The following is a 17,539-nucleotide window of genomic DNA, read 5'->3' as shown; positions in this document are numbered from 1 at the left end:
CACCTTAGTTTTTGGGGGGATGCGTTGAGAGCGCGGTGCACAGGTCTCTCCCCGCTGCTGCTTGCGGTGGCGGTGGTCGTCATGACCCTGATCGGCGGCACCGGACTGGTGCGCGCCCAGGGAACGCCTGTCGTTGAACGCATTCTGGTCGAGGGCGCGCAGCGCATCGAACCCGACACCATCCGCACCTACCTGCGCGTCACGGAAGGCGATTCGTTCGACAGAGAGGCGATCGACCAGTCGCTGAAGGCGCTGTTCGGCACCGGCCTGTTCGCCGACGTATCGCTGCGCCGCGAGGGCAACGATCTGGTCGTGGTCGTGGTCGAGAACCCGATCATCAACCGGGTCGCCTTCGAGGGAAACAAGCGCATCGAGAACGAAACCCTGGCGCGCGAGGTGCAACTCCGCCCCCGCGTGGTCTACACCCGGGCCAAGGTCCAGGAGGACGTCAAGCGGATCCTGGAGGTCTACCGCCGCTCCGGCCGCTACGCCGTGGCCGTGGACCCGAAGATCATCGAACTGCCGCAGAACCGGGTCGACCTGGTGTTCGAGATCGACGAAGGCCCCGCAACCTACGTGCGTCGCATCACCTTCGTGGGCAACACGGCCTTCAGCGACTCCAGCCTGCGCGAGGTCATCGCCACCAAGGAAGAACGCTGGTACCGCCTGCTCAGCAGCTCCGACACCTTCGATCCGGATCGCCTGACCTTCGACCGCGAACTGCTGCGCCGATTCTACCTGTCGAACGGCTATGCCGACTTCGAGGTGCGCTCGGCCGTCGCCGAGCTGACGCCGGCCCGCGAGAGCTTCTTCATCACCTTCACCGTGGACGAGGGCGACCGCTACCGCGTCGGCAGTGTCGACATCCAGACCTCGCTGGAGGACCTGACGCCCGAGTTGCTGCGGCCGTCCCTGGAGATCGAGGAAGGCGACTGGTACGATGCCGAGCGCATCGAGGAGACGGTCCAGAACATCACCCAGAGCGTGGGGGCGCTCGGCTACGCCTTTGTGGATGTGCGCCCGCAGGTGGAGCGCGACCGCGAGGCCAACGTCATCAACCTCACCTTCGACGTGCGCGAAGGACCGCGGGTGTTCGTCGAGCGCATCGAGATCGAGGGCAACGTGCGCACCCTCGACGAGGTCATCCGCCGCGAGATCCAGCTCGTCGAGGGCGACGCCTTCAACTCCGCCAAGCTGCGCCGCTCGCGTCAGCGCATCCGCGACTTGGGCTTCTTCGAGACCGTCGAGGTGACCAACGAACCGGTCATCGACAAGCCCGACCGCACGGTCATCAACGTCGAGGTCGAGGAGCAGTCCACCGGCGAGTTGTCGTTCGGCGTCGGCTGGTCGTCGAACCTGGGCGCCATGGTCGAGGTCGGCGTGCGGGAGCGCAACCTCCTGGGCCGGGGTCAGGACCTATCGGCCCGCCTGAGCTGGGCCGAGCGCCGGACCGAGCTGGATTTGAGCTTCACCGAACCGTACTTCCTGGATCGGCCGATCTCCGCCGGCTTCGACCTGTTCGCGATCGAGCGCGACCTGGAGGACGAAAGCTCCCACCAGGTGCGTCTGCAAGGCGCCTCGCTGCGCTTCGGCTACCGCTATTCGAGCCGCTGGCGCCACGACTTCAAGTACACGCTGCAACGCCAGGACATCTTCGACGTCGAGGACGACGCATCCCTGTTCATCAAGGAGCAGGAAGGCGTCGAGGTGCTGTCCATGATCGGGCACTCGCTCACCTACGACACGCGCGATTCCCGCCTGATCCCGACCGAAGGCTACCGCCTCCAGATCGCCAACGACCTGGCCGGGCTGGGCGGCGATGCCCGCTTCCTGCGCACCGACGTGGACGCCTCCTACCACTATCCGCTCGGCGACGAGATGAACTGGAGTCCCGAATGGGTGGTCGGGGTGCGCGGCCATGTGGGCTACATCCTCGGACTGGGCGAGGACGTCTCGATCCGCCACCGCTATTTCCTGGGCGGCAACAACCTGCGCGGTTTCGCGCCCTCGGGCGCTGCGCCGCGCGACACGGCCACGGACGATGCCCTCGGCGGCAACTGGATGGCCGACGGCAGCCTGGAGGTCCGGTTCCCCCTCGGCCTGCCTGAGGAGTTGGGGCTGGGGGCCAAGGTGTTCACCGACTGGGGTCTGTCGGGCGAGCCGGACGGCATCCCGGACGAGGACCTGGACCACGACGTCGCGCTGCGCGGGTCGATCGGCATCGGTGTCCTCTGGTCCTCCCCGCTCGGGCCCGTCAACGTCGAGGTTGCGACCCCGATCCTCAAGCAGTCCTACGACGAGGAAGAGCTGTTCCGGATCAGCTTCGGATCCCGCTTCTGAGCCGCGGCCGCATCCCTCCGGCGCCCGCCCCCGCCCGGCTGGACCGTCCCGCCGTGGCTCATGCGCGCACGGGGACCCACAGCAGATCAGCAGATCGTGATCGAACTGAATCACGCCATGGTCCAGATTGATCACGTGACTCCGCGCGAAATGGAAGAGTCGCAGCCGATTAGCGCCGATCGCTCGAAGTCGGAACCACCGGGGTGGGGCCGATTTCGAGCGTGAATCGGCGCGATCTGTTGGTTTCAGAGCGGAACGCCCGAATTCGAAATCACCATGCGAGTCCGTATTCGGGCGTTCCGCTCTATTGCGACATACCGAACTCGCGCCACGAGTCCGGTTTGTCGCAATCGGCTGTAACGCGCGGTTCCAATTTCGAACCATCGGCTCTACAGTGCCGCGGCGGCGGGCTGCCGCGGTCCCGCCGGCCCGACACCCCCACACCCACCCCCACACCGTTGACTCCCCGTCGAACCCCCGTCGATCCGAGGTGATGATGCATCCGTCGTTTCCTGTCCCGCGCCGGCCGCTGGCGGCCCTGCTGATCGCGCTGGCGCTGGCCGCCATGCTGCCGCCGCTCCATGCCCGCGCCCAGGAGTCGTTTCCGAACGCGGCCATCGGGATCATCGACATGCAGCGAATCCAGCGCGAGTCCACCGCCGCGCAGGGGGTGGATCGCGACCGGCAGGCGTATCTGGAGACCTACAACAAGGAAACCGCCGCCGAGGAACAGAAGCTGCGCGAGGAACAGCGCACCCTGGCGATCGGCCCCAACCAGACGCCGACCCCCGAGATGGAAGAGCGTGCCCGGGCCTTTCGCGGCAAGGTTGCAGCCTTCGAGCAGCGGGTGGGCGAGCGCCGCCGCAAGCTGGAGCGCGCCCTTTCGATCGCCCTGTCGGAATTCCAGCAGATGGTGACCGCCATCGCCGACGAGGTGGCGGCGGAGCGCGGCATCAACCTGGTGCTCTACCGCTCCCAGGTGCCGCTGTTCGATCCGCGCATGGAAATGACGGACGCCGTGCTGACCCGGCTCAACGAACGCCTACCGTCGATCGACTTCCCCGATCCGTCCACGCTGTCCGCGAGCGGCCAGGCGGGCGCCAACTAGGGCAGATCGCGGCGGGAGCGGGGGCCGCAGGCTTGTCTTGATCGGCGACTGATATATGGTGGGCGCGGCGATGAAGGACGGTGGCGGGCCGGCGGCCCGGCTCGCCCACGGCCTGGTTCTCGACAGGCCGCGCGCTGGAGAACCATGGGACAGTCCCCGGACCCAAACCGGGGGATACGAGGAAGGTTTGAGCGGGATGGACGACTTCGGCAAGGTCCAGGACGAAAGCATGGTCATCGAGGCCGACCGTGTGCGTGATATGATCCCCCATCGCTACCCGTTCCTGATGGTGGACCGGGTCGTGGATGTGCATCTGGACCACAGTGCCGTGGGCGTCAAGAACGTCACCAGCAACGAGCCTCATTTTCAGGGCCACTTCCCCAACATGGCGGTGATGCCGGGCGTCCTGGTCATCGAGGCCATGGCCCAGACCGCGGCGGTCCTGGTGGTCGCGACGCTTGGCCACGAGTCCGAAGGCAAGCATGTCTACTTCATGAGCGTGGATCAGGCCCGGTTCCGCAAGCCCGTGCTGCCCGGGGATCAGCTCCTGCTGCGCGTCACCAAGCAGCGCAACCGCGGCAGCGTGTGGAAGTTCACCGGCCAGGGCACCGTCAACGACACCGTCGTGGCGGACGCGACCTTCTCGGCCATGATCCTCGACGACTGAGGCGGCTGCCGCGCCCCGCCGGCCGCGCGGCCGGACCCACCTCGCGCGACGCCCACGAGCGCGCCGCGCCGCAGGACCGGCCGGCCGCCTCCCCCACCCTTGCCGGGATCGTTCTCACCCATGGCGTCCATCCATCCCTCGGCCCTCGTCGACCCCGCCGCCACCGTCGCCGATGACGTCACGATCGGCCCCTACTGCACGGTCGGCCCGGACGTCACCCTGGAGGCCGGCGTTACGCTCCTCTCTCACGTCGTCGTCGATGGCCGGACCCGCATCGGGGGGCGCACCCGGGTCTTTCCGTTCACCACGCTCGGCCTGCCACCGCAGGACTTGAAGTACCGCGGCGAACGCACCGAGCTGCGCATCGGCGCCGACAACACCATTCGCGAGCACGTGACCATGAACCCCGGCACGGCCGGCGGCGGTGGCCTCACGCAGGTTGGCGACGGCGGCCTGTTCATGGTCGGCTGCCACGTCGCGCACGATTGCCAGATCGGCGACGGCGTCATCCTGGCCAACAACGTGCTGCTGGCCGGGCACATCCAGATCGGCGACCACGCCATCCTGGGCGGCGGCAGTGCCGTGCACCAGTTCGTCCGGGTCGGCCGGCACGCCATGGTGGGCGGGGTCTCCGGCGTCGAGACCGACGTGATCCCGTTCGGCAACGTGATGGGCAACCGGGCGCGCCTCAACGGCCTGAATCTGGTCGGCCTCAAACGGCGGGGCTTCTCGCGCGAGGACATCCAGGCGCTGCGTTCGGCCTATCGCATGCTGTTCGAGGACAACGGCGTCATCGCCGACAAGGCGGAAGAGGTCGCGGCCACCTTCGAGGGCATTGCACCGGTCATGGAGGTGCTGGACTTCGTGCGGGGCGCCTCGGCGCGCGGCCTGTGCCGGCCGGCCCGGGCCGGCGCCGACCTCACCTGACCGGCCGGCGGCCATGGCCCCGCTCGACCCGGCGCGGCCCTCGCCCCCGGACCCCGCCACGCCACTGGCGCTGATCGCCGGACGCGGCGACCTGCCCCGGCGCGTGGCCGCCCGCTGTGTCGCGGACGGCCGGCCGCTGCACGTCATCGTCATCCGCGACCACGGCGACCCGGCCGCCTATGCCGCGCTCGGCCTGCCCAGCGTGACTCTGCGCCTGGGCCAGGGCGGCGCCGCGCTGGCCTACCTGCGCCGGCACGGTGTGCGCGACCTGGTGCTGGCCGGCGGCGTCCGCCGGCCCAGCCTGACCAGTCTATGGCCGGACGCCTACACCACCCGCTTCGTGGCCCGTGTCGGCATGCGGGCACTGGGGGACGACGGCCTGCTGCGCGCCGTCATCCGCCAGATGGAGGCCGAGGGCCTGCGCGTGCATCCGGTCCACGCGCTGCTGGGCGAGGCGCTCGGCTCGCCCGGGGTGCAGGGCGTCACCGCGCCCGACGACGCGGCGTGGACCGACATCCACCGAGGCTGGGCCGTCGCCGGGGCCCTGGGCGCCGCGGACGTCGGCCAGTCCGTGGTGGTGCAACAGGGGGTGGTCCTGGGCGTCGAGGCCGTCGAGGGCACCGATGCGCTGCTCGACCGCTGCACCGGCCTGCGCCGCCACGGCCCCGGCGGTGTGCTGGTCAAGCGCTGCAAGCCGGGCCAGGACCGGCGCGCCGACCTGCCCACGCTCGGACCCGAGACCGTTGGCATGGCCCATGCCGCCGGGCTGCGCGGCATCGCCTACGAGGCGGGCGCCACGCTGGTCCTGGCGCCGGAGGAGATGGCCGCGCAGGCCGATGCGCTGGGGCTGTTCCTGGTCGGCGTGACCCGCGACGAGATCGACCCGCCGGCCGCCCCCGCTGCGGCCCCCCCCGCCGCCGATGGAGCAGAGACGGCGGCAGCGGACGACGAGGCGGGGCCGCTGGTCTATGTCATCGCCGGCGAGCCCTCTGGTGACGCCCTCAGCGCGCGCCTGATGGCCGCCCTGCGGCGGCGCCTGGACGGGCGGGTGCGGTTCGCGGGCATCGGCGGCGAGGCCATGGCCGAACTAGGCTTGGTCAGCCGCCTGGACCAGCGCGAACTGGCGATCATGGGCTTCTTCGAGGTGCTGCCGCGCGCCCTGGCCCTGAAACGGCGCATCGCCGAAACCGTGGCCGACATCGAGGCCAGCCGGCCCGCCGTGGTCGTGACCGTGGACTCCTGGGGCTTCACCGGGCGCGTCGCCCGGGCGCTGAAGGCGCGCGGCTCCACCGTCCCGCGCGTCCACTACGTGGCCCCGATGGTGTGGGCGTGGAAGGAGACCCGCAAGCACGCCGTCGCCGCCCGCGTCGACCATCTGCTGACGCTGTGGCCGTTCGAATGCGCCTATTTCTCGCCGCTGGGCCTCGCCTGTACCCACGTTGGCCATGCCGTGGTGGAATCCGGCGCCGACGCCGGCGACGGCCCCGGCTTCCGGGCGATGCACGGCATCCCTTCCGCCGCCCCCGTGCTCGTGGTGCTGCCGGGCAGCCGACGCACCGAGGTCGGCCGCCTGCTGCCGGTGTTCCGCGCCGCCGTGGCGCGTCTGGCCGCCGAGCGGCCGGGCCTGCGCGTCGTGGTGCCGACGGTGGCGACCGTGGTCGACACGGTGACGGCCGCGATCGCGGACTGGCCGGTGCCGACCACGGTCGTGCGTGGCGCCGCCGCCCGGCACGACGCCTTCGCCGCCGCCACCGCCGCCCTGGCAGCCTCCGGGACGGTGAGCCTGGAGCTGGCCATGGCGGACGTCCCGCACGTCCTCGCCTATCGCGTCAACCCGCTGTCGGCGGCCCTGTTCCGGGCGCTGACGTCGCTACGCCATGCCGGGCCGGTCAACATCCTGATGGACCGGGCCGTGGTGCCCGAGTTGCTCCAGGGCGCCTGTACCCCGGCCGCGCTCGCGGCGGCGGTGGCGCCGCTCCTCGACGGCGATGCGGCCGCAACCCGCCAGCGCGACGACTTGAAGGCGGCGCGACACCGGCTGGTCGGGACTGAAGGCGTTGCGCCCAGCGACAAGGCCGCCGAGGTCATCGCCCGGGTCCTGAAGCCATAGAGCCGCGGGGCCAAGCCGGCGGGGGCGGTGCCGCGCGCGAAGCGGCCGCCCAACGCCGACGGCGCCTCCGGCTTCCCCCCTCAAAAGGCACCGGCCGGGGGCGACGTCGCCCCCGGCCGGGTCCGGATCATGCGCGCTGCGGACGGGCGGCCGTGGCCTACCGCTCGACGCACATGGCAATGCCCATGCCACCGCCGATGCACAGCGTCACCAGGCCCTTCTTGGCGTCGCGCTTCTGCATCTCGTGCAGCAGGGAGACCAGCACGCGGGCACCCGAGGCGCCGATGGGGTGGCCCAGCGCGATGGCGCCGCCGTTGACGTTCACCTTGCTGGTATCCCAGCCCAGTTCCTTGTTCACGGACAGCGCCTGGGCGGCGAACGCCTCGTTGGCCTCGATCAGGTCCAGGTCGTCGACGGTCCAGCCGGCTTTCTCCAGCGCCTTGCGGCTGGCCGGGATCGGCCCGGTGCCCATGATCTCCGGCTCGACGCCGCAGGTGGCCCAGGAGACGATGCGGGCCAGCGGGGTGACGCCGCGCTTGGCGGCGTTGGCATCGGTCATCAGCACCACGGCAGCCCCGCCGTCGTTGATGCCGCTGGCGTTGCCGGCGGTCACCGTGCCATCCTTGCGGAACGCCGCCCGCAGCTTGCCCAGGCCCTCCTTGGTGGTGCCGTGGGTCGGGTGTTCGTCCTTGTTGACCACGACCTCGCCCTTGCGGGTCTTGATCGTGACCGGGGTGATCTCCTCCTGGAACCGGTCGGCCTTCTGCGCGGCCTCGGCCTTCTGCTGCGAGGCCGCCGCGAACTCGTCCTGCTCGTCGCGGGTGATCTGCCAGCGCTGGGCGATGTTCTCGGCCGTCATGCCCATGTGATAGCCGTTGAACACGTCCATCAGGCCGTCGCGCAGCATGCTGTCCTGCAACTCGATCGAGCCCATGCGGGTGCCGTTCCGCATGTGCGCCAGGTGGGGCGCCTGGCTCATGCTCTCGTGACCGCCGGCCACGACGATGTCGCAATCCCCGGTCAGGATGGACTGATAGCCCAGCGCCACCGTGCGCAGCCCGGAGCCGCAAAGCTGGTTGATGCCGTAGGCGGTCACCTCGACCGGAATCCCGGCGTTGACGGACGCCTGGCGGGCCGGGTTCTGGCCGGCCCCGGAGGCCAGGATCTGGCCCATGATGACTTCGGAGACCTCACCGGGCTCGACCTTGGCCCGGTTGAGCACTTCCCGGATCGCCACCTCACCGAGGTAATGCGCCGGAACGGACGACAAGGAGCCATTGAAGGTACCGACGGGCGTCCGCGCGGCACCAGCGATCACAATATCGGACATGGTTTCAGTCTCCTTTGGACCTCCCTGGTGGCGCCCGCCCCCGCGACATTCCGCGCCGCTGTCGAGACCGGCTGCATCCCGCCCCGTCCGATCCGCCTCGAACCGCGAGCCGGCGGGAGCCGCGTCAGGATGGGTCGCGCGCGCCACACTTGACCATCGTTATAGAGGTACGAGGCGGATCGGAAAACCGTATCTTCCACCTAAGCCTTTGCCCGGGCGGTCCGCAAGACCCATCGCACGAGAGGATCATGCACCTGTGCCACCGCCCGCCGGCCGGTGATCATGCCGACGTGCCCGAGCGGCGGCTCGCGCACCTCCGCCGCCGGCAGCGCCGCCGCCAGCGCCCGCGCCGATCCACTGGGCACGATGCGGTCGCGCTGCGGCACCACCACCAGGGCCGGCAGGGTCACCGATTCGGGCCGCACCGGCTGGCCGGCGATACACCATTGCCCGCGCGCGGTGGTGTTGGCGCCGTACCAGCCGCGCAGTGTCTCCCGCGCCACCGCGCCGGCCAGCGGCACGCCGTCGTTGAGCCAATCCTCCATGGCGACGAAGTGGCGGGCGGCCGCGCCCTTCGCCGGGAGACGGGCGAAGCCGCGGAACTTGCGCCCGATCGACGGCGGGTCGATGGTGGCGAAGGCGGCCTGCAACAGGTCCACCGGCAGCGTCTCGTGCACCTCCAGCACCGGGTCGATCCACGGCGCCAGCGCGGTCGCCAGCCGGCCCTGGGCCGCGGCCCGGTCGGCATGGAAGTCCCAGGGCGTGGCCAGCAACACCAGACCGGCAAGGTCGGCCGTGCGCCGCTGGGCCAGGGCGAGCGCCAGCAGCCCGCCCATGCAGTAGCCCAGCACGACCGGCGTCCGCCCGGTCCTGGCGCGCACGGCGTCCAGGGCCGGCTCCAGCCGCCGCACCACGTAGTCGGTCAGGGTGAATCCGCGCTCCTCCGGCCCCGGCGCCCCCCAGTCGACCAGCATCGGCCGCAGACCGCGCCACGCCAGATAGGGTGCGAAGGCGCGCTGCCGGCTCAGGTTCAGGATGTAACCGCGGTTGATGAGCGAGGGGACCAGGAGCACCGGCGGCCCCGCCCGCGCCCGGGCGCATCGGTCGGCGTCGCCCGCCGTGTCGGCGAAGTCGCGCAGCACCGTGGCCCCACGCCGCCATACCGGCGGCGGGTCGCGGTCGGCACGGTGGTGCGCGTGCTGCCGGTACCGCTCGACCCCATCCAGGAACCCGCCCAGGCGGTCCCGCGCCTCGCGGTCGACGGCCTCGGCGAAGGCCCGTGGGTCGATACCGGCGGCCCGAACCTCGGCCAGCAGGGCCGCCAGGGGGGCCGGCTCAGGAGTCGCCGCGTCCGCGTCCGACCCCGGCGAGGACCCCGCCGAGGGCGGCCTCGAGGAGGGCGACGCGCTGTTCCAGCCGCTCAACCCGATTGGCCAACTCATCATCAGCAGGCCCTGGGTCGCCAGGTGCAGGGCCAGCGGCCGTGGTCCGGCCCGCGTGGCCGTGCCCGCCGGACTCGGCGGGTCCGTCGCCGGCGGCATCGGCGGGCTCCCGACCCGGCTCCGCGGGCGGCTCGCTGTGGGCATGGCCTTCCCCGTCGGGCGCGGTGGCGGGCGCGGCGGCGGCGGGCGTCGCCCGCGCGGCGTCGGCCAGCCCCTGGGTCATGAGGGAAAAGGAGCGCGCGAGTGCGTCCGACACGGCCGGATCCCGGGCCATGGTGCCCAAGTGTTCCTGCCAGAGATCCAGGTATCGGCGCGCCAGCGTGGTCAGGTCGGGCGGATCCGTCATGGCCACGCTACTATACGCGCCCCCCGGACCGCCTGTCACGCGCCGGGGCGGCCGAGCACGCCGAGGCGATGGTGGCGGCGCCCGGATGCGGTCTGCCGCGGTGCGTGCCCGCGCCTGCACAATCCTGTTGCAATGCCGCGCGTGAAACCGGAGACTGCGTAGGGTATACGATAGGCGGAATTTTCCGCCATCGGATCAAGGTCGGGCCACACGGACGGCGCGGGGGACGGCGCGAGAACCCGGGTGGCGGACGACGACGGCAATCGGGTGGAGCACACGGCGAGGGGACGCGGCAGCATGACCGAAAAGGCAGGCGCGGGACGGACGAAGCGAGGCGAGAACGAGCCGATCATCATCAAGAAGTACGCCAACCGCCGGCTGTACAACACGGCGACCAGCAGCTATGTAACACTCGACCTGCTGAGTCAGATGGTGAAGGATCAGACTGACTTCGTCGTCTACGACGCCAAGACCGGCGAGGACATCACGCGGTCGGTGCTGACCCAGATCATCGTCGAGGAGGAAAGCAAGAACGGCCAGAACATGCTGCCGATCAGCTTCCTGCGCAACGTCATCAGCTTCTACGGCGACTCCCTCGGCGGCGTGGTGCCGCAGTACCTGGAACACTCCATGCAGGCCTTCGCCCGCAACCAGGAGAAGATGCGCCAGGTGATGCAGAACGCGCTCGACGGCCTGTTTCCGGTCCAGAACATGGAAGAGCTGAACAAGCAGAACATGGCCTTCTTCGAGAGCGCCATGAAGATGTTCGCTCCCTTCGACGCGCCCAACATGCCCAACATGATGACCGGCTTCCCCCCCGTGCCCGGCTCCCAGGACGGCGCCAAGGGCAGCGGGACAGGCAGCGAGCGCGCCCACTCCAGCGCCCCCGGCCACGAGGACGTGCAGGCCATGAAGGCGCAGCTGGCCGAGATGCAACGCAAGCTCGACCACCTGATGGCCGAGCGCGAGGCCCCGGCGCCGAAGGTGAGCCAGGACGGCGAGGCCAGCCCCGCCGCCGACACAGCCAAGGAGACGGCCAAGGAGACCGCTCAGGAGACGGCGGCCGCGCCCTCGCAGGCCGACACCGGCAAGACGGACTGAGCCGACGTCCGGCGCCCCGCCTCCCTGCCGTCACAGGTACCAGTCGTACTCGTGCGGGGCGATCACGGCCTGGAACTTCTCCATCTCGATCCACTTGGTGGCCTTGTAGAGGTCCAGGTACTCGCCGCCCAGATAGCGGCGCAGAATGGTGCCGGTGCCCAGCGCCTCCAGCGCCCGGCGCCATGTCCATGGCAGGGTCGCGTCGACGGTCTCGCAGGCGTTGCCGGTGACCGGTTCCCCCGGGTCCAGGCGGGCGGCGATGCCGTGGTGGGCGGCGGCCAGGATGGCGGCCAACACGAGATAGGGGTTGGCATCCGCGCCCGGCACCCGATGCTCGATGCGGCGCGCCGCGCCGCCCGAGGCCGGCACCCGGAACGCCACCGATCTATTATTGTAGCCCCAGGTCGGGTTGACCGGAACGTAGAGGTTCGGCGCGAACCGGCGGTAGGCGTTGGCGTGGGGCGCGAACACCGCCATGCTCTCGGCCATCGCCGCCTGCAGGCCGGCAATGGCATGGCGCATCAGGTCCGATCCGGCCGCGCCGCCGTCGTCGAACAGGTTGCGGCCGTCGGCGTCCATCAGGCTCATGTGAATGTGCATGCCGTTGCCGGCCTGGTCCGGGTACGGCTTTGACATGAACGTCGCCTCGAAGCCGTGCCGCTCCGCCACCCACTCCACCACCCGACGCAGCAGCAGGGCGTGATCCGCCGCCTGCAGGGCGCTGCCCACGTGCTTCAGGTTGATCTCGAACTGCCCCGGCGCGAACTCCGAACTGGCGGTGAAAGCGGGCACGCCCTGCACCAGGCAGGCGCTCTCGACCGCCCGCAGGAAAAGCTGGAAGTCGTCCAGGTCGGCCATGCCGTAGACCTGGGTGCGCAGGTCGCGCCGGCCGGTCACCGGCGACAGCGGCGGCCGCGGCGCCCCGCCGGGGCCGCGCTCCGGGTCGACGAGGAAGAACTCCAGCTCCACCGCCACGGTCGCGGTCAGGCCGTCCGCCGCCAGCCGCCGCACCACGCGGTCCAGGATGTGGCGCGGATCGACCATCGCCGGCGCGCCCTCCTGGGTCACCAGGGTCAGCAGCACCTGGGCGCTCGGCACGTCGCCCCACGGGACCGGGGCCAGCGTGCCCGGGATCGGCACCGCGATGCAGTCGGGGTCGCCGTCCGAGAACCCGCGGCCGAGCGGGTCGTTGCAGTCCCCGGTCACATCCAGCAGGGCGATGGATTCGGGGATCTGCATGCCCTCGACGAACAGCTTGCCGGCGTCCGCGATCGGGTAGCGCTTGCCGCGCACCACGCAGCACAGGTCGAAGAACAGGCCGTCGACGTGGGCGATGTCCGGATGGCGGTCGAGGAAGGCGCGGAACTCGGCCAGCGCGGCACCGTCGGCGATGGCGGGCGGGGGGTCGGCGGGCGGATCGGACGACGCGGTTGGCGGCATGGCGGCGGGGCCTCGGCGGAAACAGGGAGCGCGGGCAAACCTGCGCGCATCGCAACCCTTCCCGGCGCACCGGGCCGTGTCAATGCCGTGCGCTGCCGGGCCGCCGGCATCACCCTGCGGCACGCTGGTACCGGCGGCGCGACGGGGCGCGCGCGGATCGCGCCCCACGCCATCGCCCGTCACCCCCTGTGTCGCGTGAATCAGCTCTGGAATCAAATGTTTAGAACCGTTCTTCGCGCGCCCGCGTGGCCACTCGCCGGTTCCAATTTCGAGCGATCGGCTCTAGGATGCGCGCACCACCCCCGATCGTTCCCCTCGGCGCGCCCCCGCGCCGGCCCGCAAAGGAGCCGTCGTCCGATGGCCTGTCCCAACACGGCACTCCGGCGCCATGCGGCGGCACTCGCCGCGATGCTGCTCACCGCCGGCCTGCTGGCGCCGGCCGCCCAAGCCCAGGATTCGGAGACGGCGGCCGCCGCCGGCGCGCCGCCCGCCACCGACTCCGGCCCCGGCGAGCTGGGCGCGGCCGCCGGCACCAGCATCCGCATGGGCAATTGGCGCATCCATCACATCCCGGAACTGCGCCTGGGCAAGCCGACCCTTGATCCCAAGACCGGCGCGATCTATCACCCGGTGGCGATCTCCGGCACCGCCATCTCGTTCTACGTCATCGGGGCCGGGGAACAGGAGTTGTGGGAGGTCCCGGTGATCTGGGCCGGCGACCAGCCGACCGGCAACCGCTTCCACAAGCTCGACTATTTCGGCATCCTTGAGGACTCTGGCAGTCTCTACATTTACAGTCGTGAAACCGAGTAGAGCCGCCGCACCCGGACCGTCGCCCGTCCGTCCCCGCCGTCGTCGCCGCGTGCTGACCTGGGCGCCGGCGGTCGGGCTGTGCGCGGTGCTGGCCGGCGCCATCACCATGGGCGTCCGCGCGGCGCTGCCCGTCACCCCGGCCGCAGCGCCGGCCGCGACGCTGCCGGCCGCGCGAACGCTGACGGTCGCGACCGTCGAGGGCGCCCTGCCCCTGTCGGGCACCGACGCTGCCGGCCGGCTCGCCGGCGTGCATGTGGAGGTCGCGCGGGCGGTCTGCGATCGCCTCGCCGTCGACTGCCGCTTCGCCCTGACCCCGCCCGAGCGGCTGTTGGACAGCCTGGAGACCGGCGCGGTCGACATGGTCGCCGCCGAACTGGCCCAGACCCCCGAGCGCACCCACCGGGTGCGGTTCGCGCAGCCGCATGCGCGCACCGCCTCGCTGCTGGTCGGCCGGGCCGACTCCTGGCCGGAGACGGCCGACCGCGGCTTCGCCGGCCTGCGGGGGCGGGTGGTCGCCGCCGCCTCCGGGTCGGACCAGGCCGCCGCGCTGCGCGGACTGGCCCCAGCGGAGGCCTCGCTGGTGCTGGCCGAACGGCACGACGAGGTGGTCGCGGCCCTGCGCCGCGGCGAAGCCGATGCCGCCCTGCTGCCGCTGGCGATCGCGCTGACGGCGATGGACGCCCCCGACGCCGGGCGCCTGATCCCGCTCGGCGCGCCGCGCAGCGACGCCGGGGCCGGCGGTCCGGTCGCGTTGGCCATGGCGGCCGGCGACGCCGCGCTGGCAACCGCCGTCGACGATGCCCTGGCCGCGCTCCGCAACAGCGGGCGCCTGCACGCCCTGGTGGGCCGCAGCCCCGATCCGGTGGCGGCCGTGCCGCGCCTGACCGTCTCCGCCCCGCCCGCGCGCGGGACGGCGGCGGAGCGTGGACGATGACCCGCGCCAGCGACGCCCGGGGCGCGCCCTCCCCCCGGCCGGGCCTGGGCCTGGCGGTCCTGGCGATTGCGGCGGCCCTGCTGCTGGCGGCCCCGGCCGGTCTGGTGACCTGGCGGCTGACCGGGATGCAGACCGATGCCGCCGCGCTGGAGACGGCGCGCGAGGATGCGCGCGCGCTCGCCGCCGTCGCCCGGGCCATCGAGGGCCTGCGCGGCCTCGCCCGCCAGATCCGCTACGCCCCCGCCGGCGCCGCCGGCGCCGAGGCCCGCGATACCGCCGCCGATCGGCTGGGCGTCCTGGCGGCCGATCCCGCCTGGCGCGTGCTGGCGCCGGAGGCGGTCGGGACCGCCCTGGACGAGGCCCGATCCGCCGTCGAGCGCCTGGCGACGCGCCGGTCGGAGCGCGAACCGTGGCCGGTGGTGATCTCGGACCGCCTCGCCGCCCTGGAGCGGTTCGCCGCCGGACCGGACGACGACTCCGCCACCCCGCGCGCCCGCCGCCTGGGCGCGCTGCTCGACGTCCTGCGGACCGCCAGCCGGGCGCAGGGGGCCGCGCTGCCGTTCCTGGAGCGGCGGGCCCGCCAACTGGCGGCCGAGGCCATCGCCCTGCCCGGGCTGCCGCTCGGCCTGGACCCGGCCACGCGGCTGGGCTCCGGCGCCAGTGTACACGCCGCCATCGCCGACGCGCTGGAGGTCCCGGCGGGCCGGCGCGCCGCCCTCACCGAACGCGCCGGGCTGGACGTGCTGTGGCGCACCGCAGACCGGGCGCTGGCCGAGGCCGCCGACGGCGCCCTGGCCGCCGCCGACGCCCGCCTGGCCGCCACCCATGCCGGCCTCGCCGCCGACCGCGCCCGGCTCACGGCGGCCCTGGTGGCGGCGCTGCTGGGGGTGGTCTCGATCGGTCTGGCCACGGTGCTGCTGGCCGCGCACGGTCACGCCGGACCGCTGGGGCGGCTGGGCCGGCGGGCCGCGGCGCTGGGCTTCGCCCGACGGCGCGCGAGTTGGGACGAGAGCGTCGCGGTCGCGGCCCTGGACCGCGCCCTGTCGGCGTCCGAGGCCGACCGCGCCCGCGCCGCCGACGCCGAACAGGGGGCCGCCGACGCGCGCCGTGACGCCGGCACGCTGGCCTCCGCGCTGCTCGGCGCGGCCGCCGAGGCGGCGGCGGGCCGCACCGTGCCGGGGCTGGCGGCGGCGCTCGACGCCGCCCTGGCGCGCGCCCGCCGCAGCGCCGAGCTGGCCCACCAGGAGGCCGCGGTCCTGGCACCGGCCGACGGGACCACCCGCGCCGCCGGCGGCGACGCCCGCGCCACCCGGGCCGCCCACCGGATCGGGGCCGCCTGCGCCGACGTCACCGACGGCCTGGCGGAAGCCGAAGCGCTGCTCGCCGCCCTGCACAGCCTTGGCGGAACATCCGCCCCGCCCCCGATTGCGCTCGCCCCGCTGCTCGAAGAGGTGCTGACCGGCCTGGACCCGCGCCTGCACGACGCCCACCTGCATCTGTCGCTGTCCTGTCCGGCGGCGCTGCGCTGCGACGCCGACCCGGCGACGGTGGCCGCGATCGTCGCCTACACGGTCGAGGCGGTGGCCCTGCGGGCCGAGGCCGCGCCGGCGGAGACGGCGGATCGCCCGGCGGTCGCGCTGGCCGTCTACGCGGCGCAGGCGGCGGAGAACACCCTCACCCTGTCGCTGGCCGACGACGGCCCGGCGCCAACGCCCGAGGCCCGCACCCTGCTGGCCGAGGCCCGCCCCGCGACCGATCCGGCCGGCCTGGCCCGTGCCCTGCGAACCGCCCCCGACGCCGCCGCGCTGCTGCTGGCCGACGGCCTGGCGCGGGCCGGTCTCGGCCGGGCGCTGCACATCGCGGTGGACGAGGCCGACACCGGCGTGGCCGTCACCGTGACACTGCCCGCGGCGGCCCCCGAGGGCGCGGCCGTCACCCCAGAGTGACCCGGGTCTCCAGCGCCGCCGGGTGGTCGAGCGCGATCATCGGTCCGTTGCGCGCGAACAGCCAGCCGCGAACCTGGACGTACTGCCGCCGCAGGTCGAGCAGGGCGGCGCTGTCGAAGCCGGCGGTGCGTGGGCGCTCGACCCGGATGGTGAAGTCGCGGCGCCAGTCGGGGCCGAAGTTGAGATAGACCCGCGAGCGCACCTGCGCGGCATCCACGACGGTGCCGCGCACGATCTGGAAGGTGCCCAGCCACGGCCAGGTCTGGCCCGGCGCGCGCGGCGCATAGAGCGGATCGGCCCACAGCCCGCGTCCGACCAGGCGCGCCGCCGCCTCCGCGCGCAGCAGCGGGGCCGCCCCCGCGGCCGCGCCCGGCATGGTGGCGACCCGGGCCAGACCGGCGGCGATCAGGCGGGCCTGGATCCAGGCTCCCCCGGGCGTGCGCGTCACCTGGGCCAGGACCCGCCCGTAGCGATCGCGCTCCACCTCCGGCGTCCACGGCGTCACCCGGTGTCCGGTCGCCTCCCGGCGCAGCACGGCCAGCGCCGCCGCCGCGTACCGCCGCACGCGCGCGCGCTCGTCCGGGGAGGCCCCGGGCGGCAGATCCGACGGGTGCGGCAGCCGCACGCCGGCAAGGCGCACCCGCCGGCCATCCTCCAGCACCAGGTGGCCGTCCCCGGTCACCGCCCGCACCCGTCCCGCCACGGCTTCGGTCAGGCCGTCGGCCGGTGCGCCCCCAGCCGGCGCGGGCCGCGCCAAGACACCCGCCGCGAGCAGGCCCACACCAAGGCCCAGCTCCACACCAAGGCCAAGACAGGCGCGCCGCGTCGGGCCCTGGTGGCCCACCATCCCGCATCCTCCCCGTTGCCGGATCCCCGATGCAGTGTGGCGTGCCCGGACCGGCCCGGAAAGGTCAGGACCACCCCGGCCGCTTGAACACGCGGCCGCACAGGCCATGTATAGCAGCGGCGGATCGGCGACCGCCGGCACGCCCCTTCCGTGTGTCCGCCCCACCCAGAACAGACCCCTATCAAGCA

The 17,539-nt window shown here is 72.7% G+C and carries 13 protein-coding genes; 9 read left to right on the top strand and 4 right to left on the bottom strand.

Going from position 1 to position 17,539, the window contains the following annotated elements; translation table 11 throughout:
• The first annotated feature begins 81 nt into the window (after positions 1–81).
• The 5 genes from bamA (at position 82) to lpxB (ending at position 7,152) form a co-directional block, all read left to right on the top strand.
• Entirely contained in the window at positions 82–2,340 is a 2,259-nt protein-coding gene (gene bamA / locus GGD88_RS06505; protein WP_184433059.1) for an outer membrane protein assembly factor BamA, read from the top strand.
• A 493-nt stretch (positions 2,341–2,833) separates the two neighbouring features.
• On the top strand, positions 2,834–3,448 hold the full coding sequence (locus tag GGD88_RS06500; protein WP_184433056.1) for an OmpH/Skp family outer membrane protein: 615 nt from the start codon (positions 2,834–2,836) through the stop codon (positions 3,446–3,448).
• A gap of 196 nt (positions 3,449–3,644) precedes the next feature.
• A complete protein-coding gene (gene fabZ / locus GGD88_RS06495; RefSeq protein ID WP_184433053.1) occupies positions 3,645–4,115 on the top strand; it encodes a 3-hydroxyacyl-ACP dehydratase FabZ in 471 nt (156 codons plus the stop codon).
• 120 nt (positions 4,116–4,235) lie between these two features.
• Positions 4,236–5,042 carry an acyl-ACP--UDP-N-acetylglucosamine O-acyltransferase gene (lpxA, locus tag GGD88_RS06490; RefSeq protein ID WP_184433050.1) on the top strand — a complete coding sequence of 269 codons (807 nt, stop codon included), beginning with the start codon at positions 4,236–4,238 and terminating at the stop codon, positions 5,040–5,042.
• 13 nt (positions 5,043–5,055) lie between these two features.
• Complete coding sequence (gene lpxB, locus GGD88_RS19280) at positions 5,056–7,152, top strand: lipid-A-disaccharide synthase (protein WP_343056296.1); 2,097 nt, start codon at positions 5,056–5,058, stop codon at positions 7,150–7,152.
• A gap of 157 nt (positions 7,153–7,309) precedes the next feature.
• Here the strand turns inward: lpxB and GGD88_RS06480 are convergent, their stop codons facing one another.
• Both GGD88_RS06480 and GGD88_RS06475 read right to left on the bottom strand, forming a co-directional pair.
• Positions 7,310–8,482: an acetyl-CoA C-acetyltransferase gene (locus GGD88_RS06480; protein WP_184433047.1), complete on the bottom strand. Its 1,173-nt coding sequence runs from the start codon at positions 8,480–8,482 to the stop codon at positions 7,310–7,312.
• 200 nt (positions 8,483–8,682) lie between these two features.
• Positions 8,683–10,023: an alpha/beta fold hydrolase gene (locus GGD88_RS06475; protein ID WP_246423610.1), complete on the bottom strand. Its 1,341-nt coding sequence runs from the start codon at positions 10,021–10,023 to the stop codon at positions 8,683–8,685.
• 544 nt (positions 10,024–10,567) lie between these two features.
• On the opposite strand from GGD88_RS06475, the gene phaR reads away from it, so the two are divergent.
• On the top strand, positions 10,568–11,371 hold the full coding sequence (gene phaR, locus GGD88_RS06470; RefSeq protein WP_184433044.1) for a polyhydroxyalkanoate synthesis repressor PhaR: 804 nt from the start codon (positions 10,568–10,570) through the stop codon (positions 11,369–11,371).
• Between the two features lie 30 nt (positions 11,372–11,401).
• Here phaR and GGD88_RS06465 read toward each other — a convergent pair whose 3' ends face one another.
• On the bottom strand, positions 11,402–12,811 hold the full coding sequence (locus tag GGD88_RS06465; protein WP_184433041.1) for a glutamine synthetase family protein: 1,410 nt from the start codon (positions 12,809–12,811) through the stop codon (positions 11,402–11,404).
• Positions 12,812–13,168: 357 nt separating this feature from the next.
• Between GGD88_RS06465 and GGD88_RS06460 the strand changes: the two genes are divergently transcribed.
• The 3 genes from GGD88_RS06460 to GGD88_RS06450 are packed head-to-tail and all read left to right on the top strand — an operon-like array spanning position 13,169 to position 16,504.
• Positions 13,169–13,624 (top strand): hypothetical protein, encoded by a 456-nt coding sequence (locus tag GGD88_RS06460; protein ID WP_184433038.1) that lies wholly within the window; start codon positions 13,169–13,171, stop codon positions 13,622–13,624.
• A gap of 49 nt (positions 13,625–13,673) precedes the next feature.
• Positions 13,674–14,558: a transporter substrate-binding domain-containing protein gene (locus tag GGD88_RS06455; protein ID WP_184433035.1), complete on the top strand. Its 885-nt coding sequence runs from the start codon at positions 13,674–13,676 to the stop codon at positions 14,556–14,558.
• Positions 14,555–16,504 carry a hypothetical protein gene (locus GGD88_RS06450; RefSeq protein ID WP_184433033.1) on the top strand — a complete coding sequence of 650 codons (1,950 nt, stop codon included), beginning with the start codon at positions 14,555–14,557 and terminating at the stop codon, positions 16,502–16,504. The genes GGD88_RS06455 and GGD88_RS06450 overlap by 4 nt, the downstream gene beginning before the upstream one ends.
• On the opposite strand, the gene GGD88_RS06445 is transcribed toward GGD88_RS06450, so the two are convergent.
• Positions 16,491–17,351: a thermonuclease family protein gene (locus GGD88_RS06445; protein WP_184433031.1), complete on the bottom strand. Its 861-nt coding sequence runs from the start codon at positions 17,349–17,351 to the stop codon at positions 16,491–16,493. The two genes, GGD88_RS06450 and GGD88_RS06445, sit on opposite strands and share 14 nt — an antisense overlap.
• Between the last annotated feature and the right edge of the window lie 188 nt (positions 17,352–17,539).

Source organism: Roseospira goensis, assembly GCF_014197795.1.
Taxonomy (GTDB): domain Bacteria; phylum Pseudomonadota; class Alphaproteobacteria; order Rhodospirillales; family Rhodospirillaceae; genus Rhodospira; species Rhodospira goensis.
The sequence above is the reverse complement of the archived record's forward strand: the minus strand, read 5'-3'. Positions and strand labels throughout refer to the sequence as shown.